This window comes from uncultured Candidatus Kuenenia sp. (assembly GCF_900696675.1).
GTDB classification, from domain to species: domain Bacteria; phylum Planctomycetota; class Brocadiia; order Brocadiales; family Brocadiaceae; genus Kuenenia; species Kuenenia stuttgartiensis_A.
The window spans coordinates 1-23,611 of sequence record NZ_CAADGZ010000032.1; the positions used below are offsets into that span (position 1 = coordinate 1).

The 23,611-nt window shown below is 41.4% G+C and carries 14 protein-coding genes and 1 pseudogene; 11 read left to right on the plus strand and 4 right to left on the minus strand.

Features of this window, described 5'->3' with window-relative positions; translation table 11 throughout:
• Positions 1 to 341: 341 nt before the first annotated feature.
• A complete protein-coding gene (locus tag QZT26_RS06940; protein ID WP_295101366.1) occupies positions 342 to 3,092 on the minus strand; it encodes a Glu/Leu/Phe/Val dehydrogenase dimerization domain-containing protein in 2,751 nt (916 codons plus the stop codon).
• A gap of 486 nt (positions 3,093 to 3,578) precedes the next feature.
• Between QZT26_RS06940 and QZT26_RS06945 the strand changes: the two genes are divergently transcribed.
• The 11 genes and pseudogenes from QZT26_RS06945 (at position 3,579) to QZT26_RS06995 (ending at position 18,013) form a co-directional block, all read left to right on the plus strand.
• Positions 3,579 to 4,034 (plus strand): CBS domain-containing protein, encoded by a 456-nt coding sequence (locus QZT26_RS06945; protein WP_099324394.1) that lies wholly within the window; start codon positions 3,579 to 3,581, stop codon positions 4,032 to 4,034.
• Positions 4,035 to 4,165: 131 nt separating this feature from the next.
• Positions 4,166 to 5,428: an argininosuccinate synthase gene (locus QZT26_RS06950; RefSeq protein ID WP_295101369.1), complete on the plus strand. Its 1,263-nt coding sequence runs from the start codon at positions 4,166 to 4,168 to the stop codon at positions 5,426 to 5,428.
• Positions 5,429 to 5,943: 515 nt separating this feature from the next.
• Complete coding sequence (locus QZT26_RS06955) at positions 5,944 to 7,707, plus strand: radical SAM protein (RefSeq protein WP_295101370.1); 1,764 nt, start codon at positions 5,944 to 5,946, stop codon at positions 7,705 to 7,707.
• 87 nt (positions 7,708 to 7,794) lie between these two features.
• Positions 7,795 to 8,640, plus strand: a complete 846-nt coding sequence (locus QZT26_RS06960) for a PDDEXK nuclease domain-containing protein (protein WP_295101386.1) — start codon at positions 7,795 to 7,797, stop codon at positions 8,638 to 8,640.
• A 221-nt stretch (positions 8,641 to 8,861) separates the two neighbouring features.
• Positions 8,862 to 11,918: a PAS domain S-box protein gene (locus QZT26_RS06965; RefSeq protein ID WP_164994655.1), complete on the plus strand. Its 3,057-nt coding sequence runs from the start codon at positions 8,862 to 8,864 to the stop codon at positions 11,916 to 11,918.
• 10 nt (positions 11,919 to 11,928) lie between these two features.
• Complete coding sequence (locus QZT26_RS06970; protein WP_099324391.1) at positions 11,929 to 13,335, plus strand: sigma-54 dependent transcriptional regulator; 1,407 nt, start codon at positions 11,929 to 11,931, stop codon at positions 13,333 to 13,335.
• A gap of 695 nt (positions 13,336 to 14,030) precedes the next feature.
• Positions 14,031 to 14,438 (plus strand): annotated as a pseudogene (locus QZT26_RS06975) (HPP family protein).
• 45 nt (positions 14,439 to 14,483) lie between these two features.
• On the plus strand, positions 14,484 to 15,530 hold the full coding sequence (locus QZT26_RS06980; protein ID WP_295101373.1) for a cache domain-containing protein: 1,047 nt from the start codon (positions 14,484 to 14,486) through the stop codon (positions 15,528 to 15,530).
• Entirely contained in the window at positions 15,527 to 16,273 is a 747-nt protein-coding gene (locus QZT26_RS06985) for a PAS domain-containing protein (protein WP_230405755.1), read from the plus strand. The genes QZT26_RS06980 and QZT26_RS06985 overlap by 4 nt, the downstream gene beginning before the upstream one ends.
• Before the next feature lie 50 nt (positions 16,274 to 16,323).
• Positions 16,324 to 16,755, plus strand: a complete 432-nt coding sequence (locus QZT26_RS06990) for a hypothetical protein (protein ID WP_099324388.1) — start codon at positions 16,324 to 16,326, stop codon at positions 16,753 to 16,755.
• Between the two features lie 355 nt (positions 16,756 to 17,110).
• The gene (locus QZT26_RS06995) at positions 17,111 to 18,013 is read left to right on the plus strand and encodes a formate/nitrite transporter family protein (RefSeq protein ID WP_099324387.1); all 903 of its coding nucleotides are present in this window, start codon (positions 17,111 to 17,113) and stop codon (positions 18,011 to 18,013) included.
• Between the two features lie 522 nt (positions 18,014 to 18,535).
• Here QZT26_RS06995 and QZT26_RS07000 read toward each other — a convergent pair.
• The 3 genes from QZT26_RS07000 to treY form a co-directional block, all read right to left on the minus strand.
• Positions 18,536 to 19,729 carry a PQQ-binding-like beta-propeller repeat protein gene (locus QZT26_RS07000; RefSeq protein ID WP_099324386.1) on the minus strand — a complete coding sequence of 398 codons (1,194 nt, stop codon included), beginning with the start codon at positions 19,727 to 19,729 and terminating at the stop codon, positions 18,536 to 18,538.
• Positions 19,729 to 20,319 carry an imidazoleglycerol-phosphate dehydratase HisB gene (gene hisB / locus QZT26_RS07005; protein WP_099324385.1) on the minus strand — a complete coding sequence of 197 codons (591 nt, stop codon included), beginning with the start codon at positions 20,317 to 20,319 and terminating at the stop codon, positions 19,729 to 19,731. The genes QZT26_RS07000 and hisB overlap by 1 nt, the downstream gene beginning before the upstream one ends.
• A gap of 289 nt (positions 20,320 to 20,608) precedes the next feature.
• Positions 20,609 to 23,611, minus strand: a complete 3,003-nt coding sequence (treY, locus tag QZT26_RS07010) for a malto-oligosyltrehalose synthase (protein WP_295101376.1) — start codon at positions 23,609 to 23,611, stop codon at positions 20,609 to 20,611.

The window sequence follows — 23,611 nt, forward strand, 5'->3', positions numbered from 1 at the left end:
TTATTAAGGGGGGAAAAGGGGGGTTGTTTTTGATCAAATAATTCATAGCACCTTAGTTATTTGAAAAATCCAAGGGGACATAAAAAACAATGTAGCCCCTTTAGGGGCGGTCTGTTTGTAGCGCAATAAAATTCAACAGGTAAATAGCTACGTAGGAACGGCCTGTATATGATTGACAGGAAGACAGGCCGCTCCTACGTAGCTTATCGGTAATACGTTTTTTTTAAAATCAAAGTGTTACAATAATTCTTAACTTAATGACATTGGTTTACAAACCTGAACCCGCCGGTAGTCGTGTAATGTTTACGCTTAATAGTTACTGTTTTTTTTGCAGTTTTTGTTTACTGCAAATGAAAAAGGCTTACGAGCCTTTCCTTTCCGTTATATTTTACTTTAACACTATTACTATCAAAAAACTTCATTTCTTCAATTTCATCAGCCGTAATTCCCTCTAATTTATTTTGCAGTATGTTTTTGATTTGGTCTTCCCTGTCTCCTAATTTTACCTTTTCTTCCGGGGACAGGTTTTGGGAGGAAATAATATCTTCAAGGATCAGGCGGTCTAAATCTTTCCCTTTTCTTGCCCTTTTTATAAATTCCAGTTCCCGCTCCCCCATTTGCAATGGTATCTGATTTATGATGTCCTGGACTTCTTCAATTACGGTTTCCACCGTGCTGATAAATTCCACTTCGCCGAAGAGGTCTTTTAGTGTGCTTTTTAAATAATCGTAATGCGTGCAGGCAAGACACAGGTGAGAAATAGTATTTTTTTTTATAAATTCTTTTAAATTTACATAGATGAGGTCTCTTGCTGTTTTGTAAAATTCCTTTTGTTTTTCTTCCGTATCAAAGCTTTTTTTGTATAACATTTCCGATAAGACCGCCAGTAATGGGGTTGGCTTTGCCAACACATGGTATCCTGCTTCTCTGATACGTTTTTCATAAATGCCGCTTTTTATTGTTCCTACCGTGCCAATAATGCCAATCCTTGCGTCTTTTGGCAGCGCGTTTATTTTTAATAATGTTTTCTTTACAGGGCCAATAAATTGTATGTGTGGAAAACGGATACGTAATTTTTTATGATTAACCATGGTATCCACCGTATTGCAGGCAAAGCAGACGATGACGTCTCTGGGAATGATCCCCAGCCAGATGAATACTGTTTTAAGAAAGTACGGAGTATTATAAATAAACCGGTAGAAAAACCCGTTTGATTGATGCATGGTTTTGCAGCGTTCGTTTATTTCATGAACTGCCCGAAAGGTGATGTCATTTATTTCCTCCTTTGATTTTTGTCCGAACGGGAAATTCGCCTTGTCGGTAAAAAGCAGCAGTTTTATATTTCCCACGGGCAGTATCCTGTTAAGTTTTTCCGTTACAATAATCCCGCCCTGTCCGGAATCAAAGATGCCTATTATTAAGGGTTTCTTGTCTTTCATTTTCTTTTGCGGTGCATTTTTTGCCTCCATGGTGCTGGTGATTCTTTTGATAGCCGCCACATCGCCTGCGACCGATAAATCAATGGAGTGTTTTTCCACCAGGTTTTTGAATACATTATTTTTTAAAACGTTTTCGATTCTCGATATAATATCTTTAAAGACGTATTCTTTTTCCCAGTAGTCATTCTGGGCATTTTGTATTTTTTCAAGGTAAGATGCGATAATTCCTCCGGATTTTACAATGGAATCTCTGGCAACAATCTTCCCTTTTTTTATCAGTATGTGATACCCTTCCTGGGAGATGCCTGCATTTGCAGCAGAAATAACATAACGGGCCTGAATGCTTTCAGCATTATGGTCGTGTATCTGGTTTTCTATGGCAGCCAGAAAAACGATGTCAACCTTTTCATTCAGTAGTTGATAGGGTTCGGCATAAACACTTGCTCCCCGGAAGCCATAAATGCCGCCGCATGTTTCTTTATGCCTGATTAACGCATCTACGTCTATCCCCTCATAATTATACACCGCCACTAATTTCTTTTCTCTCCGTTCATATTCGCTTACCGCAACTACTTTTGCTCCTTTTCGTGAAAAGAACTGTGACGCGTTTAACCCGATGTTGTCAAAACCGTGAATAACAACCGTCTTTTCCGCCAAATAATTCTTTCTTTCCCTTCCAATCCGTACTTTTAAATAGTCTTTTGGATCTTCATTGTGCCAAACCAGAATATTCGTGATTTCCACCGCAGCAAATGCTGTGGCTTCTCCTCTGCCTGCTAATCCGCCGTGAGTTTTAAACGTAACGGCGCCCAATTCCGGGACGCTTCTTTTTGCTTCCGCCGGTATTTTTATTTCCTTTGCAAACGCCGCTGCTGTTTTTAAATAAGGCAAATCTACTGTCCATACAATCTCAGCATCCCTGATGCTTTTTAATTTTTCCAAAAGCCCTTTTTCTCTGATTTTTTCCATCTCAGTTAATGCCCTGAAATGGCCATCTGCAATAGAATCCATCATTGCGCCATCGGTGCCTATGTCCGGGCCGGGGGAATATGCATCATACCCCATAATCCCTTCTTTTGTAAGTAAGTAACCTACTTCCCTGACCAATCTCCTTTTTTCATTATTTGTCAGGTCAATGGATTTAAGAAATAGTTCTCCCCTGTCATATTCCGGTTTGCCAAGAAAAATTCCGCACATTCCTCCACCAAGCGGGAGGGAATATAGAGCAAGTTTTAACGTGGTTACAATGGAAAGGGCTTCAATTCCCTCAGAGACCCATTCAAAACAAAATTCACGTATTTCATCAAGAGATGTCTTTTGTTTCCGTAATTGGTCAAAAAGTTCAAAAAAGCCATCCCCAAGAATATGGGGCGGGATTAACAAGATACCACCTTTAGGCGGGCCAAGGGCAAGATTGTGGAAAACTACCGTTATTCGCAGAACTAATTTTACGCCGCCATCAGTGTAGAATTCCAAAGGTATTTTCCAGACATGCTCAGGCGTCTTAAGAACGGGAAATAATTTATGGCAATTCTTGTAAAAAACGGGATCTTTTTCCCTAATGACTTCAATCGCTTCGTCAAGCCGGTTGTGAACGTTTTTTAAAAGCGGATTTTTAATTTTTCTGTTTCTAAACAAAAGGGACGAATTCATGGGTATATGTGCCGGACATTGAAAATTTGTTTTATTTGCAGGAATAAGGAATGTATTGATTGTTTTAGTTAACTAAATATTTCAATACTTCTCAAGATATTTCCTTTTTCTGATAAAGTTAACAAAAAAAACAAGGGGGAGGTATTTTAAAGTCCAGAACCTAAATGCAGAACCCTGATCCGGGGGAATTGTAAAACTGTAGGGGCGAAGCATTTGCCCGTTTTTCGATCTCGTTCCCAAGCTGGACAGACTTGGAACGAGCGCTTTTGCTTTTTTAAAAAACTAAACTGCTGACTGCTGACTGCTGACTGCTGACCAATGACTAATGACCAACGACTTCCATACGGGAAATGAAAATTTTATTGTAATCACATTTTACTATCTGATATAAAATATGTCCTTCATTTCTTCAATTATTTAAAACCGGAAAACACATCATTGTCAAAATAAATAAACTATTTTTTTAGGGAAGGGAGAGAATATCGTATGAAAATCAGAGACATTATGGTTACAGATCCAACAGTAGTGCCTGCTTCTGGTACATTTTACAACCTAATGGAAATGCTTGGGAAAATCAGGTTTCACGTCATATTTGTGGTGGACGATAAGGAAAAACTTGTTGGGGTTGTAACCGAGACCGACCTCTTAAAGGTGCTTATGCCCAAATATTTAAATTCGGATGACGCATTATTTTCAATTATGGGTGAAGATTATTTTGATAAAAGATGTCTTGAGTGCAAAGATATGGATATTACCGAAATTATGTCAAAACCAATTTTGGCCGCTACTGCCAGCGAGAACGATACCATAATAAAAGTTGCAGCCGCCATGTTGAACAGAAAAATACACGCAGTTCCCGTGTTAAGGGACGGCAAGGTGGTGGGAATTGTGTCGCGTTTGGTTCTTTTACGGTACATGACAAAGGTTGTCAAAAAAAGATAAGGCGTCCGCATTTTGATTTACGATTTACGAGGTACGATTTTAAATCGTAAATCGCAAATCTATCTTGTGTAACATGCTGACAAGCCTGTAAGCTAAATTGTGTAATTTAACACTTGGAGTTTAATGATTTTATGACGAAACAAAGAAAAAAAGTGGTTTTGGCGTATTCCGGCGGGCTTGATACATCTGTGGCCATTAAGTGGATTCCGGAAAAATATGATATGGATGTTATTACGGTGACTGTTGATCTGGGTGCCGTAAAAGATCTTGAATCAATTCGTCAAAAGGCTTTGAAAATAGGGGCAAAGAAGGCCATTGTTGTCGATGCGAAAGATACATTTGTGAAATATTTCGTCATGCCGGCATTGCAGGCGGGCGCATTATATGAAGGGGTGTATCCGTTGGCAACCGCCTTGGGCAGGCCGCTTATTGCGAAATTACTGGCGGATGCGGCAGAAGATGAAAAGGCGGATGCTGTCGCCCATGGTTGCACAGGTAAGGGGAATGATCAGGTTCGTTTGGATGTCTCGTTACAGGTGTTAAACCCGAGATTACAGATTATTGCCCCGTTGCGTGAGTGGAAGATGTCCAGGGATGAAGAAATTCAATATGCGGAAGAACATGGAATCCATGTTGAGGCAAAAGTAAATAGTCCGTACAGCACCGATGAAAACCTCTGGGGGCGAAGTGTTGAGTGCGGCGTATTGGAAGACCCCTGGATGGAACCGCCTGCGGATGTTTATAAATGGACGAGAAATATTAAAGACGTCCCTGACGAACCGGCATATATAGAAATCGATTTTGAAAAAGGTATCCCGATAGCGTTAAATGGCAAAAAAACAGAAGGGGTTGCGCTTATTAATACGCTAAACGCACTGGGGGGAGAGCATGGCGTTGGCCGCATTGATCATATAGAAAACCGGCTGGTGGGGATAAAATCGCGTGAAATTTACGAGGCGCCGGCTGCCATTATACTTCATGCCGCACATAAGGCGCTCGAAGGCATGAATATGACAAAAGATGCTTTGCGCTTTAAGGAAATAGTTTCAAGTCATTATGCTGATTTGATTTACAATGGCCTTTGGTTTTCTGCCTTTCATCAGGATCTTGTCGCTTATGTATTGAGCAGTCAGAGAATTGTGAATGGAACGATTCGCGTAAAATTGTCAAAGGGGTCTTGTGCCGTAGTCGGGAGAAAATCGCCTCACGCCCTTTATAGTGAGGAACTTGCTACTTACCAGAAAACGGACGTCTTCGACCATGCGGCTTCTCTTGGATTTATTAAGATTTACGGTTTGCCTGTAAAGACGCAATCGCAGAAACAGATGAACGTTTTGAGCGGGAGGGAGGCGTTGAATTTGGAGTCAATAATGCCGCCGAAAGTATTGCCGTGAATGAGAATAGGTGATTTTTCTGCGCTGTCAGGGGTTTTCCTCCTGACAGCAACCGTATCGGGCGGTGGGGTGGGGAACTCCTGCCGCTACAGGTACTTTTGTCACCACGCGCAATATGCAGTATAATTAAACATCAGGAACTGTTGCTCACGAATGGGAATGAAAATATTCACACAAAGTCGCAAAGACCAAAAAGGGAGAAGAAAATCTTTCTCTCTGAACGGCTCTGCGCGGGTTCAGGTTTGCAACCGTCCGGCTGATCTCACGACGAAGCCGGAACCATACGTTTTATACTTTCAATCCCGCAGGGATTTATGAAGTATGAGGTACGATTTAAAATTCCAAATCTAAAATCGTAAATCGTAAGTCGTGCTTCGTAACAGCCCAATTTCCGGTAAGCAGTGCCTGCTATACATAATCTATGCTGAAGCATAGGGTTATGTATGGAATAGTTGTTCAATGAGCGTTGCGTGACGTGGCGCTCACCATGAAACAAGCGCAAGAAAGGTGAAAGAATGAAAGTTTTGTTGCTTTTTCCTCCTTCATGGCATCCTTCTCAACCATATCTCAGTCTGCCTTCCTTAACTGCCTTTTTAAAACAAAACGGCGTCAGCGATGTTATACAGAGAGATTTGAATATCGAGCTGCTGGATATGCTTCTGACGCAGAAAACATGCGGCGAATCTTACAATAAAATTACGGATAAATTACGCGGTTTAGAAGGACGTCTCATAAACAGCCTCAATTATCATGAAGAGAGAAATGCTTTAACAGAGGCCGTGGAAGCACTTCCGTGGTTCATACATAACGTAGAACGCGCAAAAAATATTTTGCGGTCTGATGCCTTCTACCACCTTGATAGCTATATGGAAGCCGTCTATATTGTGAATGAAGCCCTTCGGCTTATGTCGTCCCTTTTTTATCCTTCAGTGATGACGGCGGTAAGTAACACCATGAGGTTTTCAGTATATTCCTCGAACGATATTTTGCAGGCAATCCATTCAGAGAGAGAAAATATTTTTCTCTCCTTTTATAAAGAATATGTCCTGTCCTCAATTTTGGAAACGACGCCAAAAATAGTAGGTATTTCTATTACTAACACTTCGCAAATAGTACCTGGCCTCACCCTTGCAAAGCTAATAAAAGAACAAAACAGGGAAATTCACATCACCGTTGGCGGAAGTGTTTTTACGAAACTCATAGAGGAATTGAAAAAGGTTGATTCACTTTTTGCACTGGTGGACAGCTTTATTGTTTTTGAGGGAGAGCACGCACTACTGGAATTGTGTGCGCAGGTGGATGGCAAAAATGATTTCAAAAAGGTGCCAAATCTTGTTTACCGGGAAAAAGGCGTTATAAAGATTAACGATAATTACTTTTCGGAAGATTTAAATACCTTGCCGACGCCTGATTTTAAAGGGTTCCCTCTGTCTCTTTACTTTACCCCCTCTCTTGTTTTGCCCATACAGACCTCGCGGGGTTGCTATTACAGGAAATGTGCCTTTTGTAATTTGCACCTTGACCATAGAAACTTTCGGTTACGGCGCACTGACCTGATAATGGAAGATATACAGAAACTTTCACGGGAATACCAAACAAAGTGTTTCTTCTTTACGGATGAATCGGTCCCGATGAATAAATTGCGTGAAATTTCTCAATGCTTATTGGAAAGCAGGGATGAAATAAAATGGATGGGAGGCGTGCGTTTTGAAAAAGCCCTTACCGGAGACGTTTTGAAAAAAATGGCGGAAGCAGGGTGTCAAAAGCTGGTGTTTGGATTGGAGTCGTATTGTCAACGTGTGCTGGATAAAATGAAAAAGGGGACAAAACGCGATGTAGTAAAAAAAACGCTGGATGAATGTTTGAAAGCGGGCATTTCGTTTCACCTTTACGTCATAGTGGGGTTTCCAACGGAGACTGAAAATGAAGCGATGGAAACACTTGACTTTGTGCTGAACGAAGAGTATCTGCATTCTGCGGGATATTCTTGTTTGCCGTCATTGTTTGGTATGGAAAAGGATTCGCCGATTGTCAATAATCCTTCGGAGTATGGTTTGGCAAGTATACGGTCACCGATAGGCGAGGATCTGGGGTTAGGGTATTTATATGCAGTGAAGGAGGGTATGTCCCCGCAAAAGGCGGAAGAAATGTATAATTATATGATAAGTAAATTAAGCGGGACATTGTGCCCCTTCCCTTACAATTATTCAATGGCAGACGGATTGTTGTATCTTGTTTATCGGAATAAGAATAATAAGGAAGAGGTTGTTCTCCGGTGAAAATATTCCTGTACGGAGGGGTATAGTCAGGGACATACACTTCAGGGTAGGTTCGGTCAAAACAAAATCAGGGCAGGATATAAAGTGATGAAAAAAAATGTGGAAGATATTGTTGTAAGCAACTTTTATAAGGACGTTCGTTGCCTTATCGAGGAAGCCCGCCATACAGTTGCCTCAACGGTCAATGCCGCTATAACCATGCTTTACTGGCAGATTGGAAAGCGGGTTAATGAAGAAATTCTGAAAGGAAAACGGGCGGAATATGGCAGAGAGATTATCGTATCACTGTCACGACAATTAATATTGGAATATGGCAACAATTTTTCCGGAAAAAATCTGCGCAGAATGATTCAATTCGCAGATGTTTACCCATCCAAAGAGATTGTCGTATCGCTGATACGGCATTTAAGCTGGACTCATTTTATCGCACTAATTCCCTTAAAAGAACCTTTGCAACGAGAGTTTTACACTGAAATGTGCAGGGTAGAGCGGTGGAGTGTACGTACCCTACGCAAGAAGATCGATTCAATGCTTTATGAGCGCACGGCTATTTCCAGAAAACCAGAAGAATTGGCAAAGCACGAATTGGCTGAATTACGTTCTAACGATAAAATATCACCAGACCTTGTTTTTCGCGATCCCTACGTGCTGGATTTTTTAAATCTGAAAGATATATACAGCGAATCTGACATGGAGGCTGCGATTCTAAGGGAACTGGAATCTTTTATTCTGGAACTTGGCGCAGGATTTACCTTTGTTGCCAGACAGAAGCGAATGGCAATTGATAACGAAGACTTCAAGATTGCAGAATATTTAACCGAATTGCCTCCAGAAGAGTTGTTGGAAAAGAAACTTCATGCAGCGATTGAGAAATCGAGAGCCTTGCTGGAGCAGCGGGCTGGAGAAAGTAAGGAACACGACAGGAAAGAATAAATGTGCCGCAAAAAAAACGAGAAAACACCAAACATCTTACGGCTTGTTCCTAATTTTCCCGTAAGTATTCTTTTACCTTGTTAAAAACACAGATTATGTTTTTATTTAAATCCATAAAAAAAAGTTTCATTTTAATATTGTTATTATGTTCATTTACGCCGTTGTTGCTGCTTCTTTTTTTCGCATTCCCCAAGGCCAAATCTGACCTGGAAGGTGTGTTGGTGCGTAACCTGGAAGGGGTGAAACAGAAGCAGGCAGAGCTGATAAAGATGTGGCTTAATGAGCGGAAACACGAGGCGAAAATGATAACAAAAAATATTTCTGTTTCATTTGCAAGTGCCATTTCCGGCGATGATTTTTCCGCCTTGTCAGCATATACCGAAAAGATTAAAAACGAGTATGGATATAAAACGATAGGTGTTGTCTCCCTGGAGGAAAGCGTGGTTGCTTCGGCTCCAAAACCTGCTGAAAGAAGCAACAGGTATGCTGAGTATTGCCGTGAAGCGCTAATGGGGGAAATGGAGACGTCAGGCATCACGCCTTTTTTCATGGAGGATGAGGCAGGCCGTTCTGCGGAAAGTTATGTAATATTTTTATCTGCTCCGATCCTTAAACCGGACAATTCTCTTCTGGGCGCCGTCGTTTTTGGCATAGATACAACGCCCCTTAACGATATTTTAAAAAATGTAAAGTTAGGGGCAACAGGAGAGACCTTTCTGATTAACCGGGAAGGTTATATGGTAACAGAGTCACGGTTTTTAGAGGAATTAAAAAATTCAGGACTGATACGAAGAAACACCATATTTGAATTAAAAGTATTAAATCCCCGTACCGGAATGCGTACTGCGGGAGCGGCAGAGTGTTTGAGCGGCAGAGATGGATACGATACAAAAGGGTATATTAATTATAACGGATGCAAAGTGTTGGGCGCATGGTGCTGGATTGCCGATATTAACTGCGGGTTGCTTACACAGATAAACATTCACGAAGGCTATGAAACTGCCTATAGTTTAAAAAACTTTGTACTCTCTATGTTAATGGTGCTGGCATTTCCGCTTACCCTGGCTGCTTTTTACTTTAGCAGGAGAATAACCTCTCCTATTTATGAAATTACCGAAGTAACGAAGAAAATAACCGGCGGTGATCTGGGGCAAAGGGTCATATATAAAGAAAGAAACGATGAAATAGGAAAACTGGCAAAAGAGTTTAATGTGATGGCGGCGTCTCTTGAAGAAAAAACGATAAAACTGAGAAATTATACGATTGATCTTGAAAATAAAGTTAAGGAAAGAACACTTGAACTTCAGTCCACCACCAATTTTTTAAATAGTATCCTCGCTGGTTCTACGGAATATTCTATTATTGCCCAGGATTTGAGCGGCAACATTCTTGCTTTTAATAAAGGTGCGAGCTTGATTTTTGGATACCGGCAGGAAGAGATGATTGGCATTGCTAATATAAGAAAACTTCACGTGGAAGAGGATATTGAGTCCGGAAAGGTAGATTTCATCCTTGAAAAGGCCTTTAAGAGCGGACGATTTGAAGGCGAAGTGCTGAAACGGAGGAGAAACGGCGAAGTCTTTCCGGTGCATGATACGGCAACGTTGCGGCGCTCTGAAAATGGGAAACCCATTGGTTTTGTAGTCATTTCAAAGGACATCACAAAGGTTAAGCTGATAGCCCTGGAAAAGGATATTATTAATAATATTAATAAGACAATAGCTTCCGGCATTGATATTAAGGCGGTTTATGAGGCGGTATTCAGGGAATTGAAACGCATGATTGATATTACATGGTTAAGCGTAGCGTATTTTCCGGACGGGCCTGAAATGTTTGAAGAATCGAATATTGTTGACGGGGTGTTGTTGGCAAAAAATTGGCTGGGCATTCAACAACTACCGGGAAAAACAATGGCGCAGGACATTGTTTTTGAAAAGGGAGTCCCCGTCTTTGTTGCGGACACAAGCAGTGGAGAATACGCTTTCGACAACAAACTCTATGAAAAAGAGATACATTCCTATTTATGTTTTCCATTGAAATCAAAAGGGGAATCGATTGGGACGTTAACGTTAGGGAGCTATAAGAAAAACGCTTTTAAGGAAATGCATTATGACGTATTAAACCAGTTGACTTCTCAAATAGCGATTACCATTGAAAATGCCAGGCTGTTTTTGTCTATCAAAGAATCAGAAAAAAAATACAGGGATCTTGTGGAGAATGCGCCGGAAATGATTCACGAGATTCATCCTGAAGGGAATTTTACCGACGTCAACAAAACGGAGCTAAACAAACTGGGATATGCTATTGAAGAAATGAAACAGATGAAACTTGGAGATATCGTTCCTGCCGGTTACCGCGACGAGATAAAACGGCATATAAACCTGATAAAAGAGACGGGAAGCAGCGAGCTGGAAACGGTCTTTCTCTCGAAATCCGGAAATGAAATAAATGTCGAGATTCATGGGACGGGTTTTTACAACCGGAAAACAGGCGAATGTATATTTATCAGAGAGTTTGTCAGAGATATTTCCGAGAGGAAAAGGATGGAAGATCAGGTCAGGCGCTCCGAAAAACTGGCTTCAATGGGTGAACTGGCCGCCGCAATTGCCCATGAAATAAGAAACCCTCTGGGGGCAATCTGCAATTCGGTTGGGATTTTAGATTCACATCTGAAATTGTCCGGACAGGACATGGATTTGCTGGAAATGATTGTCGGGGAATCGGAAAGGTTGGACAGGATTATAAGCGATTTCCTGTCGTTTGCGCATCCCCGCGAGCCTTCCTTAGTTTTGCAGGACATCAAGGGAATAATTAAAAATACCATTTTTCTCTTAGGGCAGGATAAGAGGTTTACGGATAAAATTGAAATAAAGGAAATCTACGAAACCGTACTGCCTAAAGTCTATATTGATACGGATTTAATCCATCAGATATTATGGAATTTATTTATAAATTCTTTGGATGCAATGCCCGATGGCGGCCGAATCAGGATTGTTGTACGGAAAACTACATTATTTTTGAGAAATGCAATCGAGATCATCATATCGGACAACGGGATTGGGATGGCTGAGCACGAAATAAACAAGGTATTTGAGCCTTTTTATACGACAAAATCGGAAGGCACCGGGCTTGGGCTGTCCGTTGTTCAGCGTATCATTGATGAGCATGGAGGTACGATAGATGTGAAGAGTAAATATGGCAGGGGAACGGCTTTTTATATAAAATTGCCCGTTATGAACGAAAAACAGGATGTGCAGGGCAACCTTTTGGCAGGATAATTTTTTAATCATGAAAAACTATAAAATACTTGTAGTAGAAGATCAGGATGCAATGAGAGAGTCCCTCCTGATTGCGTTTAAGGACGAAGGGTATCACGTAGAGTGTGTATCAAGTGGTGAAGGTGCGATTAAGAAGCTGTCGGACGGCAACGTATACGATCTGGTAGTGACGGATTTAAAGATGAAGAAGGTGAATGGTTTGGAGGTGCTCAATGCCGTAAAAACAGAAAATCCGGCGACCGAGGTAATAGTAATTACGGCATATGGCGCTATTAGCACGGCTGTTCAGGCGATCCGGGAAGGCGCGTACGATTATGTCACCAAGCCTTTTCGTTATCAGGAAATGTTAAAGGTTGCTAAGAATGCCCTTGAAAAAAAGGAACTGAAAGAGCGGCTTAAATATCTGGAAGGAGAAGTAAGGGAAAAATATAAGCTGGAGGGGATTATCGGCAATTCTGCCGTTATGGTAGAGGTACTGAAGGTTACAGCAGATGTGAGCCGCACCGAAAGCACTGTCCTGATAACGGGAGAAAGCGGAACCGGGAAAGAGTTGATTGCAAGGGCGATTCATTACAACGGCCCCCGCAGCGGATACCCGTTTGTTGTTATTAATTGCGGCGCGTTACCGGAAAATTTGCAGGAGAGCGAACTCTTTGGCCACGCAAAAGGGTCTTTTACCGGGGCGGTGAAAGAGAAGGTAGGGTTGTTCCACCATGCACATAAGGGAACTATTTTTCTGGATGAAATCGGGGAAACGTCTGCCTCTACCCAGGTAAAACTCTTGCGTTTTCTGCAAGATGGGGAAATTCGACAGGTAGGCGGAAACAAATCAATACATGTGGATGTGAGGATTATTGCCGCAACAAATGAAAATCTTGAGAGGGCTGTTAATCAGGGACGGTTTAGAAAAGACCTGTTTTACCGTATTAACGTTATACGCATCCATTTGCCCCAATTAAAAGAGCGAAAGGAAGACATCCCCTTGCTGGTCAATTATTTTCTGGAGTTGTATACAGATAAATTAAAAAAGGACAAAAGGGTCTTTTCCGGTAGCGCGATGGCTGTTTTGCTGAATTATGATTGGCCGGGCAATATCAGGGAATTGCAAAATATTGTAGAAAGGGCGGTTGCCTTGTCGAAGAATCAGGTAATCGGGGTAGAGGCGCTTCCGCTTCCTACGGGAGGGTTTGTTGCGCATAATAGCAATCCGGAGAGGGATGTGACGGTAAAATCTTCTATTGTTGAAACCCTGTCGGAACAGGAAAAAAACGCCATAGTTGAGGCAATGAATAAATATGGCGGCAACCAGACAAAGGTTTCGCAAGTGCTCGGCATTTCGACAACAACACTTTGGAGAAAGATCAAAAAATACAAAATCAAACCCCAACATGAAATTCCCGATGATGGCATAAAATGATTTCATACTGAAATTGCTATTGCATTATGAAATATTTTTAATGTTTGCCTGCAAATATTTTATTTGAGCGCCCTTTTTCTGATTATTACGCAAATATAGGTATTTATATATGTTACGTTATCAGGGGAAGGTTTTTTTGTTTTTTGTGGGGGTGTTGGTATATTTTTCGTATATGTCGTATACCGTACAAATGCAAGTCTTGCAATTTACTCTAATAGGTTTGGTATGGCCGTAGTTAATGTTGATGGTTGTTTTGTTTTTATTGATGATACTTGTTCATCTGGGAAAGATTTTGGTAAATTAAGGGCGTGTTAAGAGAGAAAGAGAGAGGGGGACATGATTTTTTCGTTATGCAGGGGTCTTATCCTCATTATTCTGAACAGCGGATAACTCGTGATTGGGGTTGACGGATGAGTTATGCAGCAGGAGTTTTTTGTGCAGAGGAAATGAAACCCTGTAAAATGCTAAGATGGTGAGATGATGGTAATAATATCTGTTGTTGTGCTTGTTTAGCGAATTTTTTTTGCATCTAAAAAATGAGGGAGAGAAAAAAATGTCGCTTTTAGAGACGGTAAAGAAGTTGCCGAAAATGTTGCATTCGGCGATTTCTGCGAGGGAGTTGTGGTTTAGCCTTGTTTGGTGCGATCAAAGGCATAGAGATTACGTCATGGCTTGCGTTTTCTTCAGGATTTTCTATGTTATTAGGCCCTTTTGGTGCGTCTGCGGTGTTGATTTACGAGGCGTATAAAGCCCCCCTGGCGCAGCCTAGAAATGTGATTATGATGCATTTTGCCGGTGCGTGCTCATGGTGTGTGATTTATGATTTGTTTGGCACTAACTGGTATTAGATTTCAATTGGCGTTGCCATTGCGGTCGTACTTATAATGGTAACATGCTCTATTCATCCTCCGGCAGGTGCCATAGCTTATGTAGCAGTACAGTCCGGAGGTTTAGGTTCTGGGGTATATGTACACTTAAACCCCGTTATGGTAGGTGTTATTATTCTGATGATAGTTGTCGTTGTGTTTGATAAACTTGGAAAGCGTGAGTATCCTTCGCACTGGCAGGCAAGGTGGGAAGTGAAAAACGGTTACAGGTTGTAATAGTTATTTTTGGATGTGCAATTTTGTTAAATTATGGAGAAAAAAATGTTTATTTCGATCAGGAATCGACTCATTTTTTTGCTGATTGCATTTACCTTGCTGCCTTTGGTAGTACTGAGGATCGTCGCGTATCCGAAGATGCAGTCCGATGTTGAGAGGGAGTTGGTAAGAAACCTGCAGGGGGTTGAGTCTAAGCAAGAGGATTTGATACGAACATGGATGCGCGAAAGGCAGAAAGACGCTCGTGTGATTGGCGACAGCCCTGTCATTCTTAAGAGTTTGAAAATTACAAAGAAAGACGCAGATTATGCAAGTATTTTATTGTATCTGAACAGGTTAATATCTGAATACGGATACAAAGAAATATTTCTATGCAACAGCAATGGCCTGGTTACCATTTCAACAATGGAAATTATGGTGGGAGGCGATGTTTCCCAAAAAAATTATTTTACGGAGGCTACAAGGGGTAAAACGTTCGTTTCTGAGGTGCACCCTGCTGATATTCCACTTATAAACGAAAATGGTGAAAAAGAAATGGGTGTGCCTACCATGTTTGTTTCGGCACCGGTAAAAGACGAATCAGGCATAATCAACGGGGTAATAGTTTTACGACTTGACATTAACACGTTGAGCGATATGGTCGTAAAAGTTGAATTGGGCACAACGGGTGAGGCATACCTCGTGAACAGAGAAGGGTACATGATCACTGAATCACGGTTTGCCGAAACGCTCAGGGAAATGGGTGTGGTGGAAAAGCGGTGTTCACTGGAACTGAAGGTGGTTGAGCCTGGCACTGATGTGTTGACGTATGGCGTAGCCCAGTGTATTGCAGGCACTGACGGGTTTGACGCAAGGGGATACAAAGATTATAGCGGGGTAACGGTATTGGGTGTGTGGCGATGGATGCCGGATTTCAACTGGGGGCTTATTACAGAAATCGACAAGGATGAAGGGTACGGCGTTGTCTATAATCTTCAGTATGTTGTAAATGCGATTTTGTTGTTTCTTGCGTTTCCCATTATAATCGCGGCAGTTCTTATTGCCCGGCAGTTTACTACTGCGTGCGCACTGGATGAGGAAAAAAAAAAGTGATTGAGTCCGAGCGCCGTTACAGAGAACTGTTTGAGTCTTTGAAAGAGGGTATTTATCAGTCAGAGCCTGAAGTGGAAGGTACATTTACGTTTATCAACAAGGCCGGCGCTGAGATTCTTGGGTTTGACAACCCCGAAGAGGTAATAGGTACAAAAGTTAGAGATATTTATGTGGACTCAGCGAACAGAAGGCTGCTTTGCGAAAAGCTGGAAAAAGAGGGTATGTTGCGTGATTTTACGTCGCTCTTTAAAAGGAAGAATGGGGAGACTTTTTACGCGGAACGTACCAGCACCCTGGTCAGAGATGAAAGAGGCAAGCCTGTTGCTATTCGTGGCGTACTCAGGGATATCACTGAGCGAAAAAAGGCGGAGCTGGATATTATTGAGTCTGAAAAGAGATACAGACTGTTATTAAATTCTTTGAAGGAGGGGATTTTTCAGTGTGAACCCGGCAAGGACGGCGTATTTAAGTGGATTAATCAGGCAGGTGCAGAGATTCTTGGATACAGCTCGCCGGGAGAAGTAGTTGGTTCGCGATTGGCGGATATTTATGTAAACCCTGACGACAGGAAGGAATTGCTGGAAAAATTGGAAGAGGTGGAAGTCTGGAGGGATTTTACCGCTTATTGCAAAAGAAAAAATGGAGAAAAGTTTATTTCTGAAACAACGTGTAATCTTGTCCGTGATGAAAATGGTAAGCCGTTAAGAATTGAAGGTGTATTTAGGGACATAACGGAAAGATAAGCGTTTATATGATAGTAAGAATTTAAATACACTAACGAGGAGTGTAAATTATGGGAAATGAACAGGCAAAGGCAAAGGGTTTTTCGGTAAACGCAAAGACTTTAATAATAATATTGTTATTCATAAACATTGCATTTGCGGCGAAGATGATAAGCAAATATTATTCCATGAAAGACCTTGGTTACCGGAGGGAGAAAACGTTTAAGGAAGAAACGACCAAAAGGGTTATGAAGGCGTTCGCTTCAGTTGAAGAAGCGAATGCGTTGGTAAATGAAATAAAACAACAAAAGGAAGCGGCGGAAAATGCTGCGAAACTGCTTGCTCAGCGGGAGTTGGATCTAAAACGTAAAAACGAGGAGATGAACGATGCAATTGCATTCCTTGAGGCTGAAAAGGCAAAATTGCAGGGAGAAATATGGGCGCTGGAGGACCAGTTGTCGCTTGCAAGGCAGACTATCAGCGATATGAGGAGTGGGAAATAACAGAGTACAAAAGCAATTTGTCCATGCCTCCCGGTATAGTTTACACGTGGGTAAAACGAAAACAGAAAAAAAGGACGGACTCGGGATATTTAGGTTTATGCATTCATTGCTTTAATGTCTGTTATTGCAGTGCTGTATTGCGGCAAAAAAACGTACAAGTATTTTGTAGAGGGAATAATGATGTATGAGATGAAAGAGAAAGGAGGTGTTTTAAGGTCGTAAGCAAAGGCAAATAAGGAGTGAATGTATATGGTTACTCAGTTTGGAATGGTGGCAATTTTGGTTGTATTAACGAGGCTTAAGGAGAGGTTTTTAAGATGGTGTTTTCAACATTATTTTAAAGGAGAAAAAATTAATGTTATATACTGGTGCTGTTGATGCAATTGCGGCGGTTTCACTTAAAAAAGCGACTTGCATGAAACATAGCCTTATAGGCTTTTTGACGCTTTCCGTAATGGCAGGTTTTTATATTGGGTTTGGTGTTCTCATTGCATTTATTGTTGCGGCTCCTATCGGAGCAATAAATCCAGGGCTGGGTAAGATTGCTGCCGGGATATTCTTTGGCCTGGCATTGGCGCTCGTAGTTTTTGCCGGTGCTGAACTGTTTACGGGTTATAATCTATTGATTTTTAAAGGTTGCTTTAGAGGTACAGTAACGTTTGGTGATAGTATGTTAGGGTGGTTTTGGACATATATAGGTAATTTGGCAGGTTCAATGTTGTTTGCATTAATGCTTATTCCCACAGGTGTTTTTGCCAAAGATCCATGGTTGTCGTTTTTGCTGAAAGTAGCAACATATAAAATGAATGCGCCATGGTGGGAATTGTTTTTCAGGGGTATTTTTTGTAATTGGCTTGTTTGTCTTGCTGTCTGGAGTAGTTTCAGATGTACGAGCGACTCTGGCAAACTTATTATGATTTGGTGGTGCTTGTTCTGCTTTGTTACTACAGGTATGGAGCATTGTGTTGCAAATATGTCTATTATGACGCTGGCATGTTTATTGCCTCATGACCCTGCTGTTATCAACTTCGGCAAGATGTTCGGATGGAACCTTGTTTCGGTTACCTTGGGTAATATTGTGGGAGGTGGATTCTTTGTAACATTCCTCTATTGGTTTGCTACCTACATGGATGAACGGGGCGCAAAGAGGATGAGTGCTGCCATACAAGGTGGTTCAGGCGCCGGTGAGTTGCCTGGTGCAGGTCAGACATTTGAAGAGATTAAAGATGTAAAAGTGAAGATGAAGATGAAGGCGTAATGTACTACAACGAGTGATTTTTTACGTACATTTATGTTATAAAGTTGCATTTGAGGTATTTAAGGGCCAGCAAGTAAATTATGTTGCTGGCCCTTTTTTTTATCTGAAAACTTCTTCACAGGACTGCATCCCAATATCATTAAGTTAATGATATTGGATCAAAAACAACCCACTTTATAAAGGGGGCTTTTGCGGCAGGTAGCTTAATTTAATGATATTGGTTTGTAACCTGAACCAAACGTTTTATACGTTCAATCCCGCCTTTTGTTGGCAGAACAAATGACAAATAAATTCCAAACAAAGATTTTGTGATTTTGGCATTGGAATTTTACCGCATTACATGGCCCCCATTATCTGCATAAACTATAGGTTCAGGTTACAAACCTGGACCCGCCTGGAGTTGCATTTGAGGTATTTAAGGGCCAGCAAGTAAATTATGTTGCTAGCCCTTTTTTTATCTAAAAACTTCTTCACGCCGTCTGTACTGAATTCACCTGTTATAAGCCTGTTTAGTATATACCTTTAGTTACTGGCGTTTTTTTCACCTATAGCATAGAGCTTTCCATCATTGGAACCGATATATACTGTGCCGTCTTTGTCAATGCAGGGCGATGATTCGACCGCATCTCCGGTAGTGATAGACCATTTCAAATTGCTGTTTTGGTCCAATGCGTAAACTTTTTTATCTCCCGATGCGAAATATATAACATTGTCTGATGTAACCGCTGGTGAAGAACGAATTGAGCCTCTTGCCGCATATGTCCATTTCAACTTTCCATCGGGGGTAAATGCATAGAGATTATTATCCCCTGAACCAACGTAAAGGTTTCCTTCCGTATCGATTGCAGCGGATGAATCAATATCATATAAGGTATTGTATGTCCATTTTGCTTGACCATCGGGTTGAAAAACATAAAACTTTGCATCTTCTGACCCTACGCAGATATCACCATTTTGTCTGATTAAGGGGGATGCATCCAGAATATACCGTGTTCCGAAACTCCATGATGCCTTTCCTTCAGACGTCATGGAAAATAAAAAGTAATCCTCAGAGCCGAAGCATACCGTACCATCCGGTGCTATTGCCGGAGATGAAACTATGTGGTCCGCGGTTCGCTGAGTCCATTTTAATTTTCCGTCTGAAGTAATTGCATGTAATTTTTTATCCCAGCATCCAAAATAAATTGTTCCATCCGGCGCTATTGCCGGAGACGAAATAATCCCTCCTTCGGCTGCATATTTCCACAATAAACTCCCGTCGGCATTTAAAGCATAAAGGTTGCCATCCCATGACCCGAACAGAATTGTTCCGTCCTTTCTTACTGCGGGGGAAGATTCAACCTCTCCCTGTGTTTGAAATGTCCACTTTAGTTTGCCGTCCCTGGATACAGCGTAAAGTTTTTTATCCTTAGAGCCAAAGTAAATAACGCCGTCATTTCCAATGCATGGTGAAGAGGTCACAGCTCCTTCTGTTTGAAATGTCCATTTTATCACCGGATTTTGAATGCTTTTATAAGGACTTAATCCGGTACGTTGTAAATTGTGCCGAAACATAGGCCATGGACTATCCGCAAGTTCCGAGCAAAATGATGCGGGTGTGTTTGGCAGGAAGATTATAATGAAAAGGAATGCTATGTAAATAACATAGGAAATGACTTTTCTTGCGAAGCTGCATTCAGGTTTTGAAAAAAACAGAAAAGAACGGCCATGTAACATTAAAGTACTCCTTTCGTTGAAGGTATGCCGGTTATGCGTTCATCAAGGCGGACGGCTTCGCACAATACCTTTGCCATGCCTTTGAACACCGCCTCAGCCATATGGTGGGAATTTGTACCGTAAGAAATATTTATGTGTAAATTAACGCCTGCATTCGTTGTGAATGCTTCAAGAAATTCCCGAATAAGTTCTACATCAAAATTGCCAATCTTTTCATTATGAAAGTTTGCATTAAATACCAGTGCAGACCTTCCGCTTATGTCTATGGCTACATTTGCCAGCGTTTCCTGCATGGGGATACTGGCGTTTGAAAAACGCCGGATTCCTTTTTTGTCGCCCAATGCCTCCTTTATTCCCAGGCCAAGGCATATCCCAATATCTTCAACCGTGTGGTGGCCATCTACCTGAATATCACCATGTGCGGTAATATCCAGATTAAATAAGGCATGTTTGGTTAATAATTCGAGCATGTGGTCCAGGAAACCAATCCCTGTACTAACGTTGCATATTCCTTCTCCGTCAATATTCAAAACCAACTCAATTTGTGTTTCTTTGGTCTTTCTTTCGATTTTTGCAATTCTTTTTTTCATATAAGATGTGTTTATATGTTGAGGATGTTGTAATAAGATAATATAAGATAATGAAATCAGACTGCCAAAGGCAACAAATTTAACTGTTTGGCAACGAGTGAAAATGGTACTAAAAAACGGGTAACACTTTAGTCTTTTGAAACGGAAAATTGTCCTTTGTAGTGCGACGAGGTTCGTCGCACTACATGAATTTAATAGGCTTAGATATTTCAACTGAGGAACGAGCAGCAACCGTTTATAGCAAATGCTCCGCTTATCACAAAGTAGCCAATTATTGTAGAATGAGATTTTAACAAATTCTTTCCATCAGGGCCACCGGAAAGGTGGTAAATATTTCTGAAAGGAATATGCCTTTTGCATTATTATGAATAGTTGTCTTAGCAACCTCTCCTGTAAAAATGTTTTGGTATCCTGCTGCGTTATCTTCAAAAGGGAGGGAAAGAAAGGTATCCTCCCACACGTCCTTTCCAAAGGGCAATTCTTCCGGATGGGAAAGAATTTGCGTCATGAACCGGGGTGCGACGACAATCGCGGTTTTGGTGTTGCTGTTTCTTGCATATGCACATACATTATTTTCTTTTGTTCCCGCAGCCTCAAGGGGCGTATAATTCCCGGTTTCAAACAGTTCTCTGTTCTCTTTCCGGAAGGTAAGCGCCTTGTGGGTAACATACAGTTTTATCAAGCCCTTTTCCCTGTTTCTCATCATATTTGTAATAAGGGCCTGTATTCCGCCGCTTGTTTCCTGCTCTTTTAATTCTTCCAACATGCTCATTCGCAGGCCATAATCAACGGGCATGCGGTTGTCAGGGTCCACGAGGCAAAAACTCCATATTTCATTCCCCTGATAAATATCCGGGACTCCGGGAGAAGTTATCTTAAGCAACGTCTGTGCGATCGAATTATATATGCCGTAATGAGAAATCTCTTCCTGAAACTTTTTAAAATCATGCAAAAAAGCATTATTTTGCTTCCTGTTCATTACGTTGTCAATGAAGTGCATTAATGCCTCTTCATATACCGTATTTGGGTTTATCCAGCTCGTATTTTCCTTTGCCTCGCGTGACGCTTTGAGCATGTATTCCTTAATCCTGTTTTTGAAGATTTCATACCCTGAATCGTCCATTGGTTCAAAAGGCCAGGCGCCAATAAGTGTTTGATAAAATAAATACTCTTCATTTTTGCTAGGGGCGGCCAGGTCTCCTGCAAGATATTTGTGTTTTTTATTGTTTCTGCTCCATTTTATCAGACATTCTCTCCATTTTGCCGGTATTTCGGAGAGGACGTTGATGCGAGCCCTGACGTCTTCGCTTCGTTTGGTATCATGTGTGGAAGTGGCTAACATGGAATGTTGCCATGATTTTGCCCTTTCCGTATTTTGTCCGTGAAAGGCTTCGATTGAAGTCCCAAACCAATCGGGACTGCCGCCAACTTCGTTCAGTGAAATGAGGCGGTTGTATACATAAAAAACAGTATCCTCTACCCCTTTTGCCATAACCGGGCCCGTAATTTGTTGAAATTTCATGGTAAAATTAAGCCATGCTTTTTTGCCTTCCTCGTTAAAATATCCGGGATAATTGTTGAGAAGCACGTCTTTAAGGAAGAAAAAAATCGATTCATTAAGGGCGGGATTTTTTTGCCTTGCTTTAAAAACAGCATGTTCAATATAACGTTTATCCGGTTCGTTTACCTCTGAGGAATGAATGTATGTCCGGTATACGGGAAAACATGCGATTACTTCAATAATTGCGTAGGTCAGGCTATTGAGCGTAAAATCTCTGGTATGCCTGTTTTTTTCAGAGATACGGTTCAGATAGTGCCCCAGCGTGTTGATTTCGCTAGACATTGCCACTTGCATAATGAGCCTCTTTTTTTCATAGACAATCTCATGAAAGTGTATCGTCTCTTTAATAAACCTGGAGTATATTTTGTCAAATTCCTTTGCATTCTTTGTTTCAACAAATATGCCGTTCACCGTGGTAATAAAGTCGTATCCTGTTGTGCCAAAAATCGGCCAGTCTTCCGGTATCCTTTCTGACCTTCCCAGTATTTTTTCTCCCACAATATAGAATGGTTTATAGTGCGGTTCCCTTGCAAGTATCTCATGGTATTGCTTTGTCAGCGCCGCCCTTTCCTCTGATTGTTCATCCTCTGATGCGCGATTATTTTTTGAATTTTTCCCGTTTCCACCAAAAGTCAGGAGATAGCAGTTCTTTTGTAATTCTTTAAAATATTCAGGCGGACAGTATAATCCATCGGGATGATCTACCCGCAGCCCTGTTACTTTACCTTGCCGGATGAGGCGAAACACAAGTTCGTGGGTTTCCCGAAAGACGTCTGGCTCTTCTACCCTGGTTGCTGCGAGTTCGCTTATATCAAAAAACCGCCGGTAATTAATCTCCTCGGTGGCGACTCGCCAGTGGGAAAGCCGGTACACCTGTTTATCCAGCAGATTGTCGAGGAGATCGAAGCTTTCCGTGCCTCCTTTTTGTCCGTTAAACAGCAGCACATTTTCATCGATAAAATTTCGGATCTCCGTGCTTTCGTTGTAAAGGGTGTGGAGTCGTTTTTTAATCACCTCTTTTTCGCGTCGTCGTTCCCTGATTTTTTCTTCTGCTGTTTCCGTGTATGCGGGAAGATGGTCAATAGCGGTTAAAATGCTTAAAAACTCCGTCAGATGAAGGTTTTCCTCCGGTAAGGTTTTTTCTAATTCCTCCAGTCGGTATTTTAAAATCTCCGGATATGTTTGTGGTCGTATGGGGAATTTGTGATGGTAGTAAAGTATAAAAAAAGAGCCGTTTTCAAACGTCAGGGTTAATTCCTGATTATCAAGGACGTTGCCGTATTGATCTCCCAGGACGGGAAGGAGTATTTTATTTTTTAATTCATCCTTTATAGGATCCCAGTCTATATCGAAAAAATTCGCATAACAGGAACTCATCCCGTTTTCCAGCACATCCATCCACCATGCATTTTCTTTATCGGCAATACCCATATGGTTTGGCACCAGATCAAATATGTGCCCCATTCCATAATGCTCAAGCTCGCGGGATAATTCATCCATTTCCTGTTCTGTGCCGATTTCAGGATTCAATGAATGGTTGTCAACGATGTCATACCCGTGAAGGCTGCCCTCCCTGGCCTTCAGGTAAGGAGAACAATATATATCGCTTATGCCCAAAGCATGCAGATAGGCGACTATTTCTTTTGCGTCATGGAAGGTAAAATGTTTATTGAGTTGTAATCTGTAGGTGGCAATAGGTATGCGTGGGGTGCGAAAGTGTGCTTGTATCAT